The following is a 15,219-nucleotide window of genomic DNA, read 5'->3' on the forward strand; positions in this document are numbered from 1 at the left end:
GGGTAAGGCGAAGCCGCCACCCGGCAATGTTCAGCGTATTACTTTACCTCAAGCACCCAGTGCACGTAGCTCTGCCACTGGCACTCCTGCTCGATCATCTCTGCCCCTAACGGGTGACGATCAATCCATTTCTCCGGCAGCGCCAGCGAAAGCTTCTCGTCATCGGCCACCAGATTAATGGCAGGCAGCAAATCATCGCGGCGGCGGCTGGCAAACAGGATCGCCAGACGCAGCAGGCGGCACAGATGCTCGGCCACGCGAGGCGGTACGGCGTTTTGCTGATGCAAAGAGGAGAGATCGACGGCGTTGGTCTGGTTCAGCAGCAGCGTGGCCAGCAATTTTTTCTGCGCAGGCGTATAGCCCGGTAAATCCAGGTTTCGCACCAGATACGCTGCATGAGCCGGTGCCTGCTTAAAATCAATGCTCAGCCCCACTTCATGTAGCGCACAGGCGCTCAGCAGTAAATCCCGGCTCAGATGGTCAAGATCCCAGACGTTAGCAACCTGATCGGCGAAGCGTGACGCCAGCTGCGATACGCGTCCGGCCTGATCGATATCAACCAGAAAACGACGCTGCACATTGCGCAGAGTACGGCTGCGGATATCCTGATCGACCGACAGATGTAACATCCCGTAGACCAGACCTTCGCGCAGCGCGCCGCCGGCCAGGGTCATACACTGGATGTTCAGCTCGGTGAAAATGGCGATAAGAATAGCCAGCCCGCTCGGGAAGACCAGCGCGCGTTCCAGCGTCAGGCCTTCAATTTCCAGCTCTTCCAGGCGTCCGCACTGAATGGCGCGCTGTTTAAGCTGCTGAAGTTTGGCAAGCGTAATCCGCTCGTCCATTCCCTGCGCCATCATGATTTCCTGCAGAGCCTGCACGGTACCCGAGGCACCCACGCAGACTTTCCAGCCGTGATAGCGCAGCTCGTCCATCACCGGGCGTAATACCTCGCGCGCGGCGTTTTCTGCCTCGTCGAAGTTCTCTTTCGCCAGGTTCCGATCGGTAAAGTAGCGCTCAAGCCAGGTCACGCAGCCCATCGACAGGCTGAACAGCGACGTTGCCTGCGCGCCGGTGCCGGTCACAAGCTCGGTACTGGCACCGCCGATATCCACCACCAGACGGCGATCGTCACCTCCCGTGGTGTGCGCAACGCCCTGGTAAATCAGGCGAGCCTCTTCTTCACCGCTGATAACCTGTACCGGACAACCCAGAATTTCCTGCGCTCTGGCAATGAAATCCACGGCGTTGACCGCCAGGCGGAGTGTCGCAGTGGCGACCACGGTGATTTGGGCGTGCGGGATATCCTGCAGACGTTCGGCAAAGAGCCGCAGACACTGCCAGCCACGTTCCATGGCTTCAGGGGAGAGGTGATTATCGCTGCTCAGGCCCGCCGCGAGGCGGACCTTGCGCTTGATGCGCGTCAGCGTTTGTATGCTTCCCGCCACCTCGCGCACAACCAGCATATGAAAACTATTCGAACCGAGATCAATTGCCGCATAAAGCGAGGTGGAGCTGAGCATATTTTCTTAACCTGAACGACGACGATTACGCGGCGCGCCACCTGAACGACGCGGACCATTGCCGGAGCGTGGGCGGGTTAGACGCTTAGGCGGCGGCAGTTCGCTTAACAACGCTTCCGGATTGTATTTGCTCTGCGGGATAGAGTGACCGATATACGTCTCAATGGCCGGGAGATTCAGCGCATACTCTTCGCACGCCAGGCTAATCGAGTGACCGCTTGCGCCCGCACGACCGGTACGACCGATGCGGTGTACGTAGTCTTCGCAGTCGTCTGGCAGATCGTAGTTAAAGACGTGCGTCACGGCCGGAATATGCAGACCACGAGCAGCAACGTCGGTTGCGACCAGAATATCGAGATCGCCACGGGTAAATTCTTCAAGAATACGCAGGCGTTTTTTCTGCGCCACGTCGCCGGTCAACAGGCCAACACGGTGGCCGTCTGCAGCCAGATGGCCCCAGATGTCTTCACAACGGTGTTTGGTGTTCGCGAAGATAATGGCGCGATCTGGCCACTCTTCTTCAATCAGCGTTTGCAGCAGACGCATTTTCTCTTCATTGGAAGGGTAGAAGAGCTCTTCTTTAATGCGGTGACCCGTTTTCTGCTCAGGTTCCACTTCTACATATTCGGCGTTGTTCATCTGTTCGAACGCCAGCTCGCGTACGCGATAAGAAAGGGTAGCGGAGAACAGCATGTTCAGACGCTGATTGGCCGGCGGCATGCGGCGGAACAGCCAGCGAATGTCTTTAATGAAGCCCAGATCGTACATGCGGTCAGCTTCATCGAGCACCACAACCTGGATTGCGCCGAGGTTAATGTGATTCTGTTTGGCGTAATCGATAAGACGGCCGGTGGTACCGATCAGGATATCCACACCGCTTTCCAGCACTTTCAGCTGTTTATCGTAGCCGTCGCCGCCATAGGCCAGGCCAAGCTTCAGTCCGGTAGACTGCGCCAGGGGTTCAGCGTCTGCGTGGATCTGTACCGCCAGTTCTCGCGTCGGTGCCATAATTAGCGCGCGCGGCTGGTTAACTTTGCGGTCTGCAATCGCTGGGTGAGAAAGTAAATAATGAAACGTTGACGTTAAAAACGCCATCGTTTTGCCGGTACCGGTTTGCGCCTGCCCGGCAACATCGCGACCGGCCAGCGTCAGCGGCAGCGCGAGGGCCTGAATGGGCGTGCAGTTATGAAACCCTTTATTTTCAAGGGCTTCAATCACCTTCGGGTGCAGCGCGAAGTCGGAAAACTTCTGTTCTGTTAAATGTGTTTTGCTCATAGTGTGGTAGAATATCAGCTTACTATTGCTTTACGAAAGCGTATCCGGTGAAATAAAGTCAACCTTTAGTTGGTTAATGCGACATCAACACGTCGTTGGTGGAGACAAAACCAACGTACCAGGCTTATTCCTGTGGAGTTATATATGAGCGATAAAATTATTCACCTGACTGACGACAGTTTTGACACGGACGTACTTAAGGCTGACGGGCTGATCCTCGTCGATTTCTGGGCTGAATGGTGTGGTCCTTGCAAAATGATCGCCCCGATTCTGGATGAGATCGCTGACGAATATCAGGGCAAACTGACCGTTGCCAAGCTGAACATCGACCAGAACCCGGGCACCGCACCAAAATACGGTATCCGTGGCATCCCAACCCTTCTGCTGTTCAAAAACGGCGAAGTGGCAGCGACCAAAGTGGGCGCGCTGTCCAAAGGTCAACTGAAAGAGTTCCTGGACGCTAACCTGGCGTAAGGTTTCTCCGCTGTGCGTTCAGGGCTCCCGGCTAAATGATGTGGAACTCTGGACGCCCGGCTGAAGTCGTGCTAAGTTAGCTATGACTTCGTTTTAAACATATCTTGTTGTTTGAATCTTGTTTTACCCGATACTTCCCGTTGTTAACATGAACAGTGCGTGAAGTGGCTAAATTCCGGGCTTGTCACTCAATCCGTCTTGTCGTTTCAGTTCTGCGTTCTTTCCCTGTGACCAGACAGCGAACAGACATGAGTTGATGGCCGCTAAACAGGCATGGATGACCCTGCCATACCATTCACAACATTAAGTTCGAGAATCACCCCGAGTTTAAGAACCCACACCATTATGAATCTTACCGAATTAAAGAATACGCCGGTTTCTGAGCTGATCACTCTCGGCGAAAATATGGGACTGGAAAACCAGGCCCGTATGCGCAAGCAGGACATCATTTTCGCCATCCTGAAGCAGCACGCTAAGAGTGGCGAAGATATCTTTGGCGACGGTGTGCTGGAGATATTGCAAGACGGATTTGGTTTCCTCCGCTCTGCAGACAGCTCCTACCTCGCCGGCCCTGACGACATCTACGTATCCCCCAGCCAAATCCGCCGTTTCAACCTCCGCACTGGTGACACCATTTCAGGTAAGATTCGTCCTCCTAAAGAGGGTGAACGCTACTTTGCGCTGTTGAAAGTCAATGAAGTTAACTTCGACAAACCGGAAAACTCGCGTAATAAGATCCTCTTTGAGAACTTAACGCCGCTGCACGCGAACTCTCGCCTGCGCATGGAGCGTGGTAACGGTTCAACTGAAGACTTAACCGCGCGTGTTCTGGATCTGGCATCACCAATTGGTCGCGGCCAGCGTGGTCTGATTGTGGCACCGCCGAAGGCGGGTAAAACCATGCTGCTGCAGAACATCGCGCAGAGCATCGCTTATAACCACCCAGACTGCGTGCTGATGGTGCTGCTGATCGACGAACGTCCGGAAGAAGTGACCGAGATGCAGCGTCTGGTTAAAGGTGAAGTGGTTGCTTCTACCTTCGACGAACCGGCATCTCGCCACGTTCAGGTTGCGGAAATGGTTATCGAGAAGGCGAAACGCCTGGTTGAGCACAAGAAAGACGTGATCATCCTGCTTGACTCCATCACCCGTCTGGCGCGTGCCTATAACACCGTGGTTCCGGCGTCCGGTAAAGTGCTGACCGGTGGTGTGGATGCTAACGCCCTGCATCGCCCGAAACGCTTCTTCGGTGCCGCACGTAACGTGGAAGAGGGCGGTAGCCTGACCATCATCGCCACGGCGCTGATCGATACCGGTTCTAAAATGGACGAAGTAATTTACGAAGAATTTAAAGGTACAGGTAACATGGAACTGCACCTTTCTCGTAAAATCGCTGAGAAACGCGTCTTCCCGGCTATCGACTACAACCGTTCCGGTACCCGTAAAGAAGAGCTGCTCACCACGCAGGAAGAGCTGCAGAAAATGTGGATCCTGCGCAAAATCATCCATCCAATGGGTGAAATTGACGCGATGGAGTTCCTCATTAACAAACTGGCGATGACCAAAACTAACGACGATTTCTTCGACATGATGAAGCGCTCGTAACGCAAATAAAGCCAGCGAACGCCACGTTTTTACGTGGCGTTTTTCTTTTATGGACTATACGCTAGTACCATCTACTCCCAATTTTGACCGGTCGGTGCGACAATAGGGTCGTTTGTGCAGCTAAAGAAATAATTGATTGAAAAATATACAAAGGGAGTAGTCAGAAGCCATCTTTATTACTTCTGAGGCTGTGGCTTCATGGTTATACTTCCAGGACTAACATTTGTTGAGAGCAATCCATTGTGAATCTATTCACCGCCGTTACTGAACTGATCAGTATTTTTTTATTCACAACCTGTTTTTTGTTCATTGCGCGCAAGGTGGCAAAACGAATAGGGTTGGTGGATAAGCCTAATTTTCGTAAACGCCATCAGGGACTTATTCCTTTAGTCGGCGGGATTTCTGTTTACGCAGGGATTTGCTTCACGTTTGGTATTGCCGATTATTATATCCCGCATGCCGCCCTCTACATTGCCTGCGCCGGTGTTCTGGTGTTAGTCGGGGCCCTTGATGACCGGTTCGATATTGCGGTGAAAATACGCGCCACCGTTCAGGCGGCCATTGGCGTGGTGATGATGGTAGTGGGCGGACTGTATCTGCGAAGCCTTGGCTATGTATTTGGCCCCTGGGAGTTAGTCCTGGGTCCATTTGGCTTCTTCCTGACACTCTTTGCCGTCTGGGCGGCAATCAATGCTTTCAACATGGTGGATGGCATTGACGGCCTGCTCGGTGGGTTGTCATCCGTCTCGTTCGCTGCTATCGGCATTATTTTATGGTTTGATGGTCAGTACAGTCTGGCAATGTGGTGTTTTGCCATGATTGCCGCCATTCTGCCTTATATCCTCTTAAATCTCGGTGTGCTGGGCCGTCGCTATAAAGTCTTTATGGGGGACGCGGGCAGTACGTTGATTGGTTTTACGGTTATCTGGATCCTGCTTGAAACCACACAGGGTCAAACCCATCCGATAAGCCCCGTAACCGCGCTGTGGATTATTGCCATTCCATTAATGGATATGGTGGCGATTATGTATCGCCGCCTGCGCAAGGGGATGAGTCCTTTCTCTCCTGACCGCCAACATATTCATCATCTCATCATGCGTGCAGGTTTTACATCTCGTCAGGCGTTTGTGCTGATTACGCTGGCCGCCGCTATTTTAGCCGCGATTGGTGTAGCTGCAGAATATTCTCATATTATTCCTGAGTGGGTTATGTTGGCATTATTCTTGCTGGCATTTTTCCTGTACGGCTACTGCATCAAGCGCGCATGGAAAGTAGCGCGATTTATTAAACGTCTTAAACGCAGGATGCGTCGTAAGAGTGGCAAAAATACAACATTAACTAAGTAAAACCGGGACTATGATGACTCAACCGTTGGCGGGAGCGAAATCAGTGGTAACTGAGAATGAACTGGATATTCGGGGTTTGTTTCGCGTGTTATGGGCAGGCAAACTTTGGATTGCGGGGATCGCGCTGGGGTTTGCACTGTTAGCGCTGGCCTATACGTTCTTTGCAAAACAAGAGTGGAGCGCCACGGCAATCACAGACAAGCCAACGGTTAACATGCTCGGGGGATATTATTCCCAGCAGCAATTCCTGCGTAACCTGGACATCAAAGCCAGTCTTGCAACGCCAGACCAGGCTTCCGTTATGGATGAAGCCTATAAAGAGTTTGTGATGCAGCTGGCTTCGTGGGATACCCGACGCGATTTCTGGTCCCAGACGGATTACTACAAGCAGCGCCGGGTTGATAATACAAAAGCCGACGCCGCCCTGCTGGACGATCTGATTAACAATATTCAGTTTATGCCGGGCGACGCGCTGCGTAACGTGAATGACAGCGTCAAGCTGATTGCAGAAACCGCGCCGGATGCCAACAACCTGTTGCGTCAGTACGTCGCGTTTGCCAGCCAGCGTGCCGCAAGCCATCTTAACGAAGAGCTTAAAGGTGCCTGGGCGGCTCGTACCATCCAGATGAAAGCCCAGGTGAAACGTCAGGAAGAGGTGGCGAATACCATTTTCGGTCGCCGCGTGCATAACATTGAGCAGGCGCTGAAAATTGCGGAACAGCGCAATATTTCCCGTACTGAGACTGACGTGCCGGCCGATGAGCTGCCTGATTCAGAGATGTTCCTCCTTGGTCGCCCTATGTTGCAGGCGCGTCTGGAAAACCTCCAGGCCGTCGGTCCTGATTTTGACCTCGATTACGATCAAAATCGCGCGATGCTCAATACGCTTAATGTAGGTCCATCTCTGGACCCGCGTTTTCAGACCTATCGTTATTTGCGAACGCCTGAAGAACCTGTAAAACGCGATAGTCCGCGTCGTGCATTCCTGATGATTATGTGGGGGATTGTAGGCGCACTGACGGGCGCTGGCGTGGCGTTAACGCGTCGTCGCAAAAACTAAGAACGCCGTCTACGATGAAGGCTGCGGCCTTCATCGCCTAATCGAAGAGAATCGATGTGAAAGTACTAACCGTATTTGGCACCAGGCCGGAGGCCATTAAGATGGCACCTCTGGTTCATGCGCTGGCCTGCGATCCTGATATTGAAGCGAAAGTGTGCGTCACTGCCCAACACCGTGAGATGCTCGATCAGGTTTTAACGCTCTTCTCCATCGTCCCGGATTACGACCTTAATATTATGAAACCGGGGCAAGGATTAACGGAAATAACCTGTCGTATTCTGCAAGAGCTAAAGCCGATCCTGGAGTCATTCAAGCCTGACGTGGTGCTGGTTCACGGTGACACCACCACAACCGTGGCGACAAGCCTGGCCGCGTTTTACCAGCGAATTCCCGTGGGGCATGTTGAGGCGGGTCTGCGTACCGGCAATCTTTATTCGCCGTGGCCGGAGGAGGCCAACCGCACGTTAACGGGTCATCTGGCGATGTACCACTTTGCGCCAACGGAAAACTCCCGTCAGAACCTGCTGCGTGAAAATATCGCCGATAACAAAATCTTTGTGACCGGCAATACGGTCATTGACGCGTTAATTTGGGTACGTGACCGCGTCCTGGCAAATAGCGATCTTCAGAAAGAGCTCGCTGCCCGCTATCCGTTCCTTCACAACGGTAAAAAAACCATTCTGGTTACTGGCCACCGTCGCGAAAGCTTTGGCCGGGGTTTCGAGCAAATCTGTCACGCGCTGGCTGAAATCGCCGCGCAGAACGATGATGTGCAAATTGTCTATCCAGTACACCTTAACCCTAACGTCAGCGAGCCGGTTAACCGGATCCTGGGCCATGTCGAAAATGTCCTTCTGATTGAACCTCAGGACTACATGCCGTTTGTCTGGCTGATGAACCACGCCTGGCTGATCCTCACCGATTCCGGCGGCATTCAGGAAGAAGCGCCATCCCTCGGCAAACCGGTGCTGGTGATGCGTGAAACGACCGAACGTCCTGAAGCCGTCAAAGCCGGTACGGTGCGGCTGGTCGGCACCAACGCGCAGCTCATCGTCGAAGAGGTCACGCGCCTGCTGCATGACGATGAAGCGTATCAGGCGATGAGCCGGGCTCATAATCCGTACGGAGACGGGCAGGCCTGTGGCCGTATTTTGCATGCACTTAAACACAATCGGGTATCGCTATGAGTTTTACTACCATCTCTGTCATCGGTCTTGGCTACATTGGCTTGCCTACTGCGGCCGCGTTCGCCTCTCGTCAGAAACAGGTTGTCGGTGTGGATATCAACGCACGGGCGGTAGAAACCATTAACCGTGGCGAGATTCATATTGTGGAGCCCGATCTTGACCGCGTGGTGAAAGAGGCGGTGGAGGGGGGCTTCCTGCGTGCCAGCACGACGCCAGTTGAAGCGGATGCCTATCTGATTGCCGTCCCCACTCCATTTAAAGGCGACCACGAGCCCGACATGGCGTTCGTCGAGGCGGCGGCAAAATCCATCGCGCCTGTGCTGAAGAAAGGGGCGCTGGTGATCCTGGAATCAACCTCTCCGGTCGGCGCTACCGAGCAGATGGCACAGTGGCTGGCCGACGCGCGCCCTGATTTAAGCTTCCCGCAGCAGGCGGGTGAACAGGCGGATATCAACATCGCCTACTGTCCGGAGCGCGTGTTACCGGGTCAGGTCATGGTCGAACTGATTAAAAACGACCGCGTCATTGGCGGTATGACGCCCGTCTGTTCCGAACGTGCCAGCGCGCTGTACAAGATTTTCCTGGAAGGTGAGTGCGTGGTGACCAACTCCCGCACCGCCGAGATGTGCAAGCTGACGGAGAACAGCTTCCGCGACGTCAATATCGCCTTTGCGAACGAACTGTCGCTGATCTGTGCCGATCAGGGGATTAACGTCTGGGAGCTGATTAGTCTGGCGAATCGCCATCCGCGCGTGAATATTCTCCAGCCAGGTCCGGGCGTGGGCGGACACTGTATCGCCGTCGACCCGTGGTTTATCGTGGCGCAAAATCCGGCGCAGGCGCGTCTGATTCGCACCGCGCGTGAAGTGAACGACAGCAAGCCTCACTGGGTACTCAATCAGGTTAAAGCGACGGTAGCGGATTGTCTGGCAGAGAGCGGCAAGCGCGCCAGCGAGCTGAAAATTGCCTGCTTTGGTCTGGCATTCAAACCCAATATTGACGATCTGCGTGAAAGCCCGGCGATGGAAATTGCTGAGATGATTGCCGAATGGCACAAGGGTGAAACGCTGGTGGTTGAGCCGAATATCCATCAATTGCCGGCAAAACTGGCGGGACACTGCACGCTGACGGCGCTGGACGACGCGCTGGCGACGGCGGACGTGCTGGTGCTGCTGGTGGATCATAAAGAGTTTAAAGCAACGTCCGGCGATGCCGTTCGTCAGCAGTATATTGTGGATACCAAAGGTGTCTGGCGTTGAACAGCCTGAATGGGGTGCTCGAGTCCCTGCAGTGGGAGAGTGCCTTTTTCGGCCTGCCGTCGGCCATCGTGCGTCTGCGTGATGATGCGTCGGTGCTGGCTGAACCGGATTTTATCGCCTGGCAACGGGTGCAGGCTAAGATCCCGGCGGAGCGAGCCGATCTGCTTGATGCGCTCCAGCAACACGGCTTTCAGCTGGTTGAAGGTGAGGTAGACCTTTCCATTAACCTTACCCGGCACGATGCGTCCGGCGCGGAAATTGCAAGAGAGCAGGACATCCCCGTGCTGCGGCAGATGGCGGCCCAGGCATTTGCTCAGAGCCGCTTTCGTGCGCCCTGGTATGCACCTGACGATAGCGGACGTTTCTATGCCCAGTGGATAGAAAATGCGGTCAAAGGCACCTTTGACCACGTCTGCCTGGTTTTTCGTGCAGTGGACGGTCAAATCCAGGGGTTCGTCTCGCTGCGTAAGCTCAACGAGCGCGAGGCGCGTATCGGCTTATTAGCCGGGCGCGGCATGGGTGAAAAACTCATGCAGGCGGCGCTGCACTGGGCGCAGCAGCAACAGCTTGCGACGCTGCGGGTCGCGACCCAACTGGGCAACACCGCCGCGCTTAAACGTTATATTGCGAGTGGTGCCAACATCGACGCCACCGCCTACTGGTTATACAGGTGACAAGATGATTCCATTTAACGCACCACCCGTTGTCGGAACTGAACTCGACTATATGCAGTCTGCCATGGGCAGCGGCAAACTCTGTGGTGACGGCGGTTTTACCCGTCGCTGTCAGCAGTGGATGGAACAGCGTTTTCGCAGCGCCAAAGTGCTGCTGACCCCATCCTGTACGGCATCGCTGGAAATGGCGGCGCTGCTGCTGGATATCCAGCCCGGTGATGAAGTGATTATGCCGAGCTATACCTTCGTTTCCACCGCAAACGCCTTTGTCCTGCGCGGAGCGAAAATCGTCTTTGTGGATATCCGCCCGGACACCATGAACATTGATGAGACGCTGATTGAAGCGGCGATCACCGACAAAACGCGCGCGATCGTGCCGGTTCACTACGCGGGCGTGGCCTGTGAAATGGACACCATCATGGCCATCGCCAAAAAACATAATCTTTTCGTGGTGGAAGATGCCGCGCAGGGCGTGATGTCCACCTACAAGGGACGCGCACTGGGCACGATCGGCCACATCGGCTGCTTTAGCTTCCACGAAACCAAAAACTACACGGCGGGTGGAGAAGGTGGCGCGACGCTGATTAACGACCGGGCTCTCGTGGAGCGTGCGGAGGTGATCCGCGAAAAAGGCACCAACCGCAGCCAGTTCTTCCGGGGACAGGTAGATAAATACACCTGGCGCGATATCGGCTCCAGCTATCTGATGGCGGATCTGCAGGCGGCGTATCTGTGGGCGCAGCTGGAAGCGGCGGAACGTATCAACCTTCAGCGTCTTTCCCTGTGGCAAACGTATTACGATGCGCTTGAGCCTCTGGCCAAAGCCGGGCGTATTGAGCTGCCGACCATCCCGGCAGATTGCGTCCACAACGCGCATATGTTCTACATCAAGCTGCGCGATAACGACGACCGCAGCGAGCTCATCGCCTGGCTGAAAGAGGCCGAAATTATGGCGGTGTTCCACTACATCCCGCTGCACTCCAGCCCGGCCGGCGAAGCGTTTGGCACGTTCGCGGGTGAAGATCGTTACACCACGAAAGAAAGTGAGCGTTTGCTTCGCCTGCCACTGTTCTACAACCTCGCGCCTGTTAACCAGCGTACGGTGATTAATACCCTTCTGAGTTATTTCGGCTGATATGTCTCTGGCAAAAGCATCGGTGTGGACCGCCGCGTCCACGCTTGTAAAAATTGGCGCCGGGCTACTGGTCGTCAAGCTGTTGGCCGTCTCATTTGGCCCCTCTGGTGTCGGGCTGGCAGGTAATTTCCGCCAGCTTGTCACCGTCCTTGGCGTGCTGGCCGGCGCCGGTATCTTCAACGGCGTCACCAAATACGTTGCTCAGTATCACGATGATGCGGCTCAGCTGCGCAGGGTGGTGGGTACCTCTTCGGCGATGGTCACGGGTTTTTCGACCCTGATGGCGATTGTCTTTCTGCTGGCGGCGGCGCCCATCAGCCAGGGATTGTTCGGGCACACCCATTATCAGGGGCTGGTGCGTCTGGTCGCGTTGGTTCAGATGGGCATTGCCTGGGCTAACCTGCTGCTGGCGCTGATGAAAGGTTTTCGTGATGCCGCCGGGAACGCGCTTGCCTTAATCCTGGGCAGCGTCATCGGCGTGATTGCCTATTACTTTTGCTATCGCCTGGGCGGCTATGAAGGCGCACTGCTGGGGCTGGCGCTGGTCCCGGCACTGGTTGTTGTGCCTGCGGCATTGATGCTGATGCGTCGGGGCGTCATCCCTCTGAGCTACCTGAAACCGCAATGGGACACGATGCTTGCCAGCCAGCTGGGTAAATTTACCCTGATGGCGCTCATCACCTCCGTCACGCTGCCGGTAGCCTACGTGATGATGCGAAATTTGCTGGCGGCGCATTATAGCTGGGATGAAGTGGGGATCTGGCAGGGCGTAAGCAGTATTTCCGACGCCTATCTCCAGTTTATTACGGCTTCCTTTAGCGTTTACCTGCTGCCAACCTTATCGCGTCTGACGTCCAGACAGGATATTACCCGTGAGATTTTCCGATCGCTGCGCTTTGTGCTGCCAGCCGTCGCGGCGGCCAGCTTTACCGTCTGGCTACTGCGCGATGTCGCTATCTGGCTGCTGTTCTCGGCGAAGTTCACCGCCATGCGCGATCTCTTTGCCTGGCAGCTGGTGGGTGATGTGCTGAAAGTGGGTGCTTACGTTTTCGGCTATCTGGTGATTGCAAAAGCGTCCCTGCGGATGTATATCCTGGCGGAAATTAGCCAGTTTGCGTTACTGACAGCATTTTCACACTGGCTGATACCCGCGCACGGTGCGCTGGGGGCGGCTCAGGCCTACATGGCAACCTATATCGTTTATTTCGCTGCCTGTTGCGGCGTATTTTTATTGTGGCGTAAACGCGCATGACTGCACTGATTCACATCCTGGGATCGGATATCCCACACCATAACCAGACCGTTTTGCGGTTCTTCAACGACGAGCTCGCATCGGGTAATCCTGATGCGCGTGAGTTTATGGTTGCAGGTCAGGATAAGGGCCTGAGCGAGGCGTTTCCGGCGCTGACGATTCGCTTCTGGCCGGATAAGGCCGCGCTGGCGAAGGCGGTCGTTGCCAGAGCCAAGGCGGATCGTAAGCAACGTTTCTTTTTCCACGGGCAGTTCAATACCGGCCTGTGGCTGGCGCTGCTCAGCGGGGGGATTAAACCCTCCCAGTGCAGCTGGCATATCTGGGGAGCCGATCTCTACGAAGTCTCCCGCGGCTGGAAATTCCGTCTTTTCTATCCGCTGCGCCGCATGGCGCAGGGGCGCGTGGGCTGTGTGTTTGCCACCCGTGGCGATCTCAACTATTTTGCTAAACAGCACCCGAACGTGCGCGGAGAACTACTCTATTTCCCAACCCGCATGGATCCGGCGCTGAACGCCATGGCGAATGACGCGGTGCGTGAAGGCAAGCTAACGATCCTGGTGGGGAATTCCGGCGATCGCAGTAACGAACACGTCGCGGCGCTCAGGGCGGTGCATCAGCAGTTTGGCGACACGGTGAACGTGGTGGTGCCGATGGGCTATCCTGCCAACAACGACGCCTATATTGCTGAGGTTCGCCAGCAGGGACTTGCGCTGTTTAGTGCAGAAAATCTGCACATCCTCAGCGATAGGCTGGAATTTGATGAGTATCTTGCGCTGCTGAGAAAATGCGATCTTGGCTATTTCATCTTCGCCCGACAGCAGGGAATCGGCACGCTGTGTCTGCTGATTCAGGCGGGTGTACCGTGCGTGCTCAACCGCGACAACCCGTTCTGGCAGGACATGGCCGAGCAGCATATTCCGGTGCTGTTTACCTCAGACACGCTGAATGTCGAGGTGGTACGGGAAGCCCAACGCCAGCTCACGCTGGTGGATAAAAATAGCATCGATTTTTTCAGCCCGAATTACCTCACGCCGTGGCGCCGCGCGCTGCGTACCGCTTCAGGAGACAAAGCATGAGTCAGTTGCAATTCAGCGGCTTACTGGTTGTCTGGCTTCTGAGCGCCCTGTTTATCGCCACGCTTACCTGGTTTGAATTCCGCCGGGTGCGGTTCAACTTTAACGTATTCTTCTCGTTACTGTTTCTGCTGACCTTCTTTTTCGGCTTCCCGCTGACCAGCATTCTGGTCTTCCGTTTTGACGTGAGCGTCGCACCGCCGGAAATCCTGCTCCAGGCGCTTCTGGCGGCGACCTGCTTCTATGCCGTCTACTACGTCACCTATAAAACGCGTCTGCGTTCAGCGCAGGCTGCAGTCCCGCGTCGGCCGCTTTTTACCATGAATCGGGTGGAAACCCACCTGACGTGGGTGATGCTGATGACCATCGCCCTGGTCAGCGTCGGTATCTTCTTCATGCATAACGGCTTTCTGCTGTTTAAGCTCCACTCCTACAGCCAGATTTTTTCGGCCGAAGTCTCGGGCGTGGCGCTTAAGCGTTTCTTCTACTTCTTCATTCCGGCGATGCTGGTGGTCTTTTTCCTGCGTCAGGACAGCAAAGCGTGGCTGTTCTTTCTGGTCAGCACCGTCGCGTTTGGCATTCTGACCTACATGATTGTGGGCGGCACGCGCGCGAACATCATCATCGCCTTCGCCATCTTCCTGTTTATCGGCATCATCCGCGGCTGGATCTCGCTGTGGATGCTGGTTGCGGCAGGCGTGTTTGGCATTGTCGGGATGTTCTGGCTGGCGCTGAAGCGCTACGGGATGAACGTGGCGGGCGATGAGGCGTTTTACACGTTCCTCTACCTGACGCGTGATACCTTCTCGCCGTGGGAAAATCTGGCATTGCTGCTGCAAAACTACGACAAGATTGATTTCCAGGGGCTGGCGCCGATTGTTCGCGACTTCTACGTCTTTATCCCTTCCTGGCTATGGCCGGACCGGCCTGGCGTGGTGCTTAACACGGCAAATTACTTTACCTGGGAAGTGCTGAACAACCATTCCGGTCTGGCAATCTCGCCAACGCTGATTGGTTCCCTGGTGGTGATGGGGGGCGCGTGGTTCATTCTGCCCGGTGCAGTTGCCGTGGGGCTGATTATCAAGTGGTTCGACTGGCTTTATCTGCGCGGCAACGAAGAGACAAACCGCTATAAAGCCGCCATTTTGCACAGTTTCTGCTTTGGTGCCATTTTCAATATGATCGTTCTGGCGCGCGAAGGGCTGGACTCGTTCGTTTCGCGCGTGGTGTTCTTCATGGTCGTTTTCGGCCTCTGCCTGTTGCTGGCCAAACTGTTGTACTGGCTGTTTGACAGCGCAGGTCTTGTGCGCAAGCGCGAGCGGCAGGGCAGCACAACGCTGTCGCAAGTCTGAGTAA

The 15,219-nt window shown here is 55.1% G+C and carries 13 protein-coding genes; 11 read left to right on the plus strand and 2 right to left on the minus strand.

Annotation, left to right across the window (positions count from 1 at the left end; all coding sequences use genetic code 11):
• Window positions 1-38: 38 nt before the first annotated feature.
• On the minus strand, window positions 39-1,523 hold the full coding sequence (gppA, locus tag ACERY3_RS23520) for a guanosine-5'-triphosphate,3'-diphosphate diphosphatase (RefSeq protein WP_033146916.1): 1,485 nt from the start codon (window positions 1,521-1,523) through the stop codon (window positions 39-41).
• A gap of 6 nt (window positions 1,524-1,529) precedes the next feature.
• Window positions 1,530-2,798, minus strand: coding sequence for an ATP-dependent RNA helicase RhlB (gene rhlB, locus ACERY3_RS23525; RefSeq protein ID WP_023309646.1), 1,269 nt, complete (start codon window positions 2,796-2,798; stop codon window positions 1,530-1,532).
• 144 nt (window positions 2,799-2,942) lie between these two features.
• Between rhlB and trxA the strand changes: the two genes are divergently transcribed.
• The 11 genes from trxA (at window position 2,943) to wzyE (ending at window position 15,215) form a co-directional block, all read left to right on the plus strand.
• Complete coding sequence (trxA, locus tag ACERY3_RS23530) at window positions 2,943-3,272, plus strand: thioredoxin TrxA (protein WP_006179218.1); 330 nt, start codon at window positions 2,943-2,945, stop codon at window positions 3,270-3,272.
• A 345-nt stretch (window positions 3,273-3,617) separates the two neighbouring features.
• Window positions 3,618-4,877, plus strand: a complete 1,260-nt coding sequence (rho, locus tag ACERY3_RS23535) for a transcription termination factor Rho (protein WP_008501566.1) — start codon at window positions 3,618-3,620, stop codon at window positions 4,875-4,877.
• Between the two features lie 242 nt (window positions 4,878-5,119).
• On the plus strand, window positions 5,120-6,223 hold the full coding sequence (gene wecA, locus ACERY3_RS23540; protein WP_167819341.1) for a UDP-N-acetylglucosamine--undecaprenyl-phosphate N-acetylglucosaminephosphotransferase: 1,104 nt from the start codon (window positions 5,120-5,122) through the stop codon (window positions 6,221-6,223).
• Between the two features lie 13 nt (window positions 6,224-6,236).
• Entirely contained in the window at window positions 6,237-7,283 is a 1,047-nt protein-coding gene (wzzE, locus tag ACERY3_RS23545) for an ECA polysaccharide chain length modulation protein (RefSeq protein ID WP_033146914.1), read from the plus strand.
• A 56-nt stretch (window positions 7,284-7,339) separates the two neighbouring features.
• The gene (gene wecB, locus ACERY3_RS23550) at window positions 7,340-8,470 is read left to right on the plus strand and encodes a non-hydrolyzing UDP-N-acetylglucosamine 2-epimerase (RefSeq protein WP_024907964.1); all 1,131 of its coding nucleotides are present in this window, start codon (window positions 7,340-7,342) and stop codon (window positions 8,468-8,470) included.
• A complete protein-coding gene (gene wecC / locus ACERY3_RS23555) occupies window positions 8,467-9,729 on the plus strand; it encodes a UDP-N-acetyl-D-mannosamine dehydrogenase (RefSeq protein WP_318592678.1) in 1,263 nt (420 codons plus the stop codon). Before wecB ends, wecC begins: the two co-directional genes overlap by 4 nt.
• Entirely contained in the window at window positions 9,726-10,403 is a 678-nt protein-coding gene (rffC, locus tag ACERY3_RS23560; protein ID WP_373226592.1) for a dTDP-4-amino-4,6-dideoxy-D-galactose acyltransferase, read from the plus strand. Before wecC ends, rffC begins: the two co-directional genes overlap by 4 nt.
• Window positions 10,404-10,407: 4 nt before the next feature.
• Entirely contained in the window at window positions 10,408-11,538 is a 1,131-nt protein-coding gene (gene rffA / locus ACERY3_RS23565) for a dTDP-4-amino-4,6-dideoxygalactose transaminase (RefSeq protein ID WP_023309640.1), read from the plus strand.
• A gap of 1 nt (window position 11,539) precedes the next feature.
• Window positions 11,540-12,790, plus strand: coding sequence for a lipid III flippase WzxE (gene wzxE, locus ACERY3_RS23570; RefSeq protein WP_058841026.1), 1,251 nt, complete (start codon window positions 11,540-11,542; stop codon window positions 12,788-12,790).
• On the plus strand, window positions 12,787-13,866 hold the full coding sequence (locus ACERY3_RS23575; RefSeq protein ID WP_373226593.1) for a TDP-N-acetylfucosamine:lipid II N-acetylfucosaminyltransferase: 1,080 nt from the start codon (window positions 12,787-12,789) through the stop codon (window positions 13,864-13,866). The genes wzxE and ACERY3_RS23575 overlap by 4 nt, the downstream gene beginning before the upstream one ends.
• Window positions 13,863-15,215: an ECA oligosaccharide polymerase gene (gene wzyE / locus ACERY3_RS23580; RefSeq protein WP_058841028.1), complete on the plus strand. Its 1,353-nt coding sequence runs from the start codon at window positions 13,863-13,865 to the stop codon at window positions 15,213-15,215. The genes ACERY3_RS23575 and wzyE overlap by 4 nt, the downstream gene beginning before the upstream one ends.
• The last annotated feature ends 4 nt before the right edge of the window (window positions 15,216-15,219 follow it).

The sequence above is a fragment of the Enterobacter cloacae complex sp. ESBL7 genome (assembly GCF_041679625.1).
Taxonomy (GTDB): Bacteria; Pseudomonadota; Gammaproteobacteria; order Enterobacterales; family Enterobacteriaceae; genus Enterobacter; species Enterobacter asburiae_B.

Coding starts and splice junctions, on each gene's coding strand:
- wzxE (WP_058841026.1), top strand. CDS start 11,540: ATGTCTCTGGCAAAAGCATCGGTGTGGACCGCCGCGTCCACGCTTGTA.
- rffA (WP_023309640.1), top strand. CDS start 10,408: ATGATTCCATTTAACGCACCACCCGTTGTCGGAACTGAACTCGACTAT.
- rhlB (WP_023309646.1), bottom strand. CDS start 2,798: ATGAGCAAAACACATTTAACAGAACAGAAGTTTTCCGACTTCGCGCTG.
- trxA (WP_006179218.1), top strand. CDS start 2,943: ATGAGCGATAAAATTATTCACCTGACTGACGACAGTTTTGACACGGAC.
- rho (WP_008501566.1), top strand. CDS start 3,618: ATGAATCTTACCGAATTAAAGAATACGCCGGTTTCTGAGCTGATCACT.
- wzzE (WP_033146914.1), top strand. CDS start 6,237: ATGACTCAACCGTTGGCGGGAGCGAAATCAGTGGTAACTGAGAATGAA.
- gppA (WP_033146916.1), bottom strand. CDS start 1,523: ATGCTCAGCTCCACCTCGCTTTATGCGGCAATTGATCTCGGTTCGAAT.
- wecC (WP_318592678.1), top strand. CDS start 8,467: ATGAGTTTTACTACCATCTCTGTCATCGGTCTTGGCTACATTGGCTTG.
- ACERY3_RS23575 (WP_373226593.1), top strand. CDS start 12,787: ATGACTGCACTGATTCACATCCTGGGATCGGATATCCCACACCATAAC.
- wzyE (WP_058841028.1), top strand. CDS start 13,863: ATGAGTCAGTTGCAATTCAGCGGCTTACTGGTTGTCTGGCTTCTGAGC.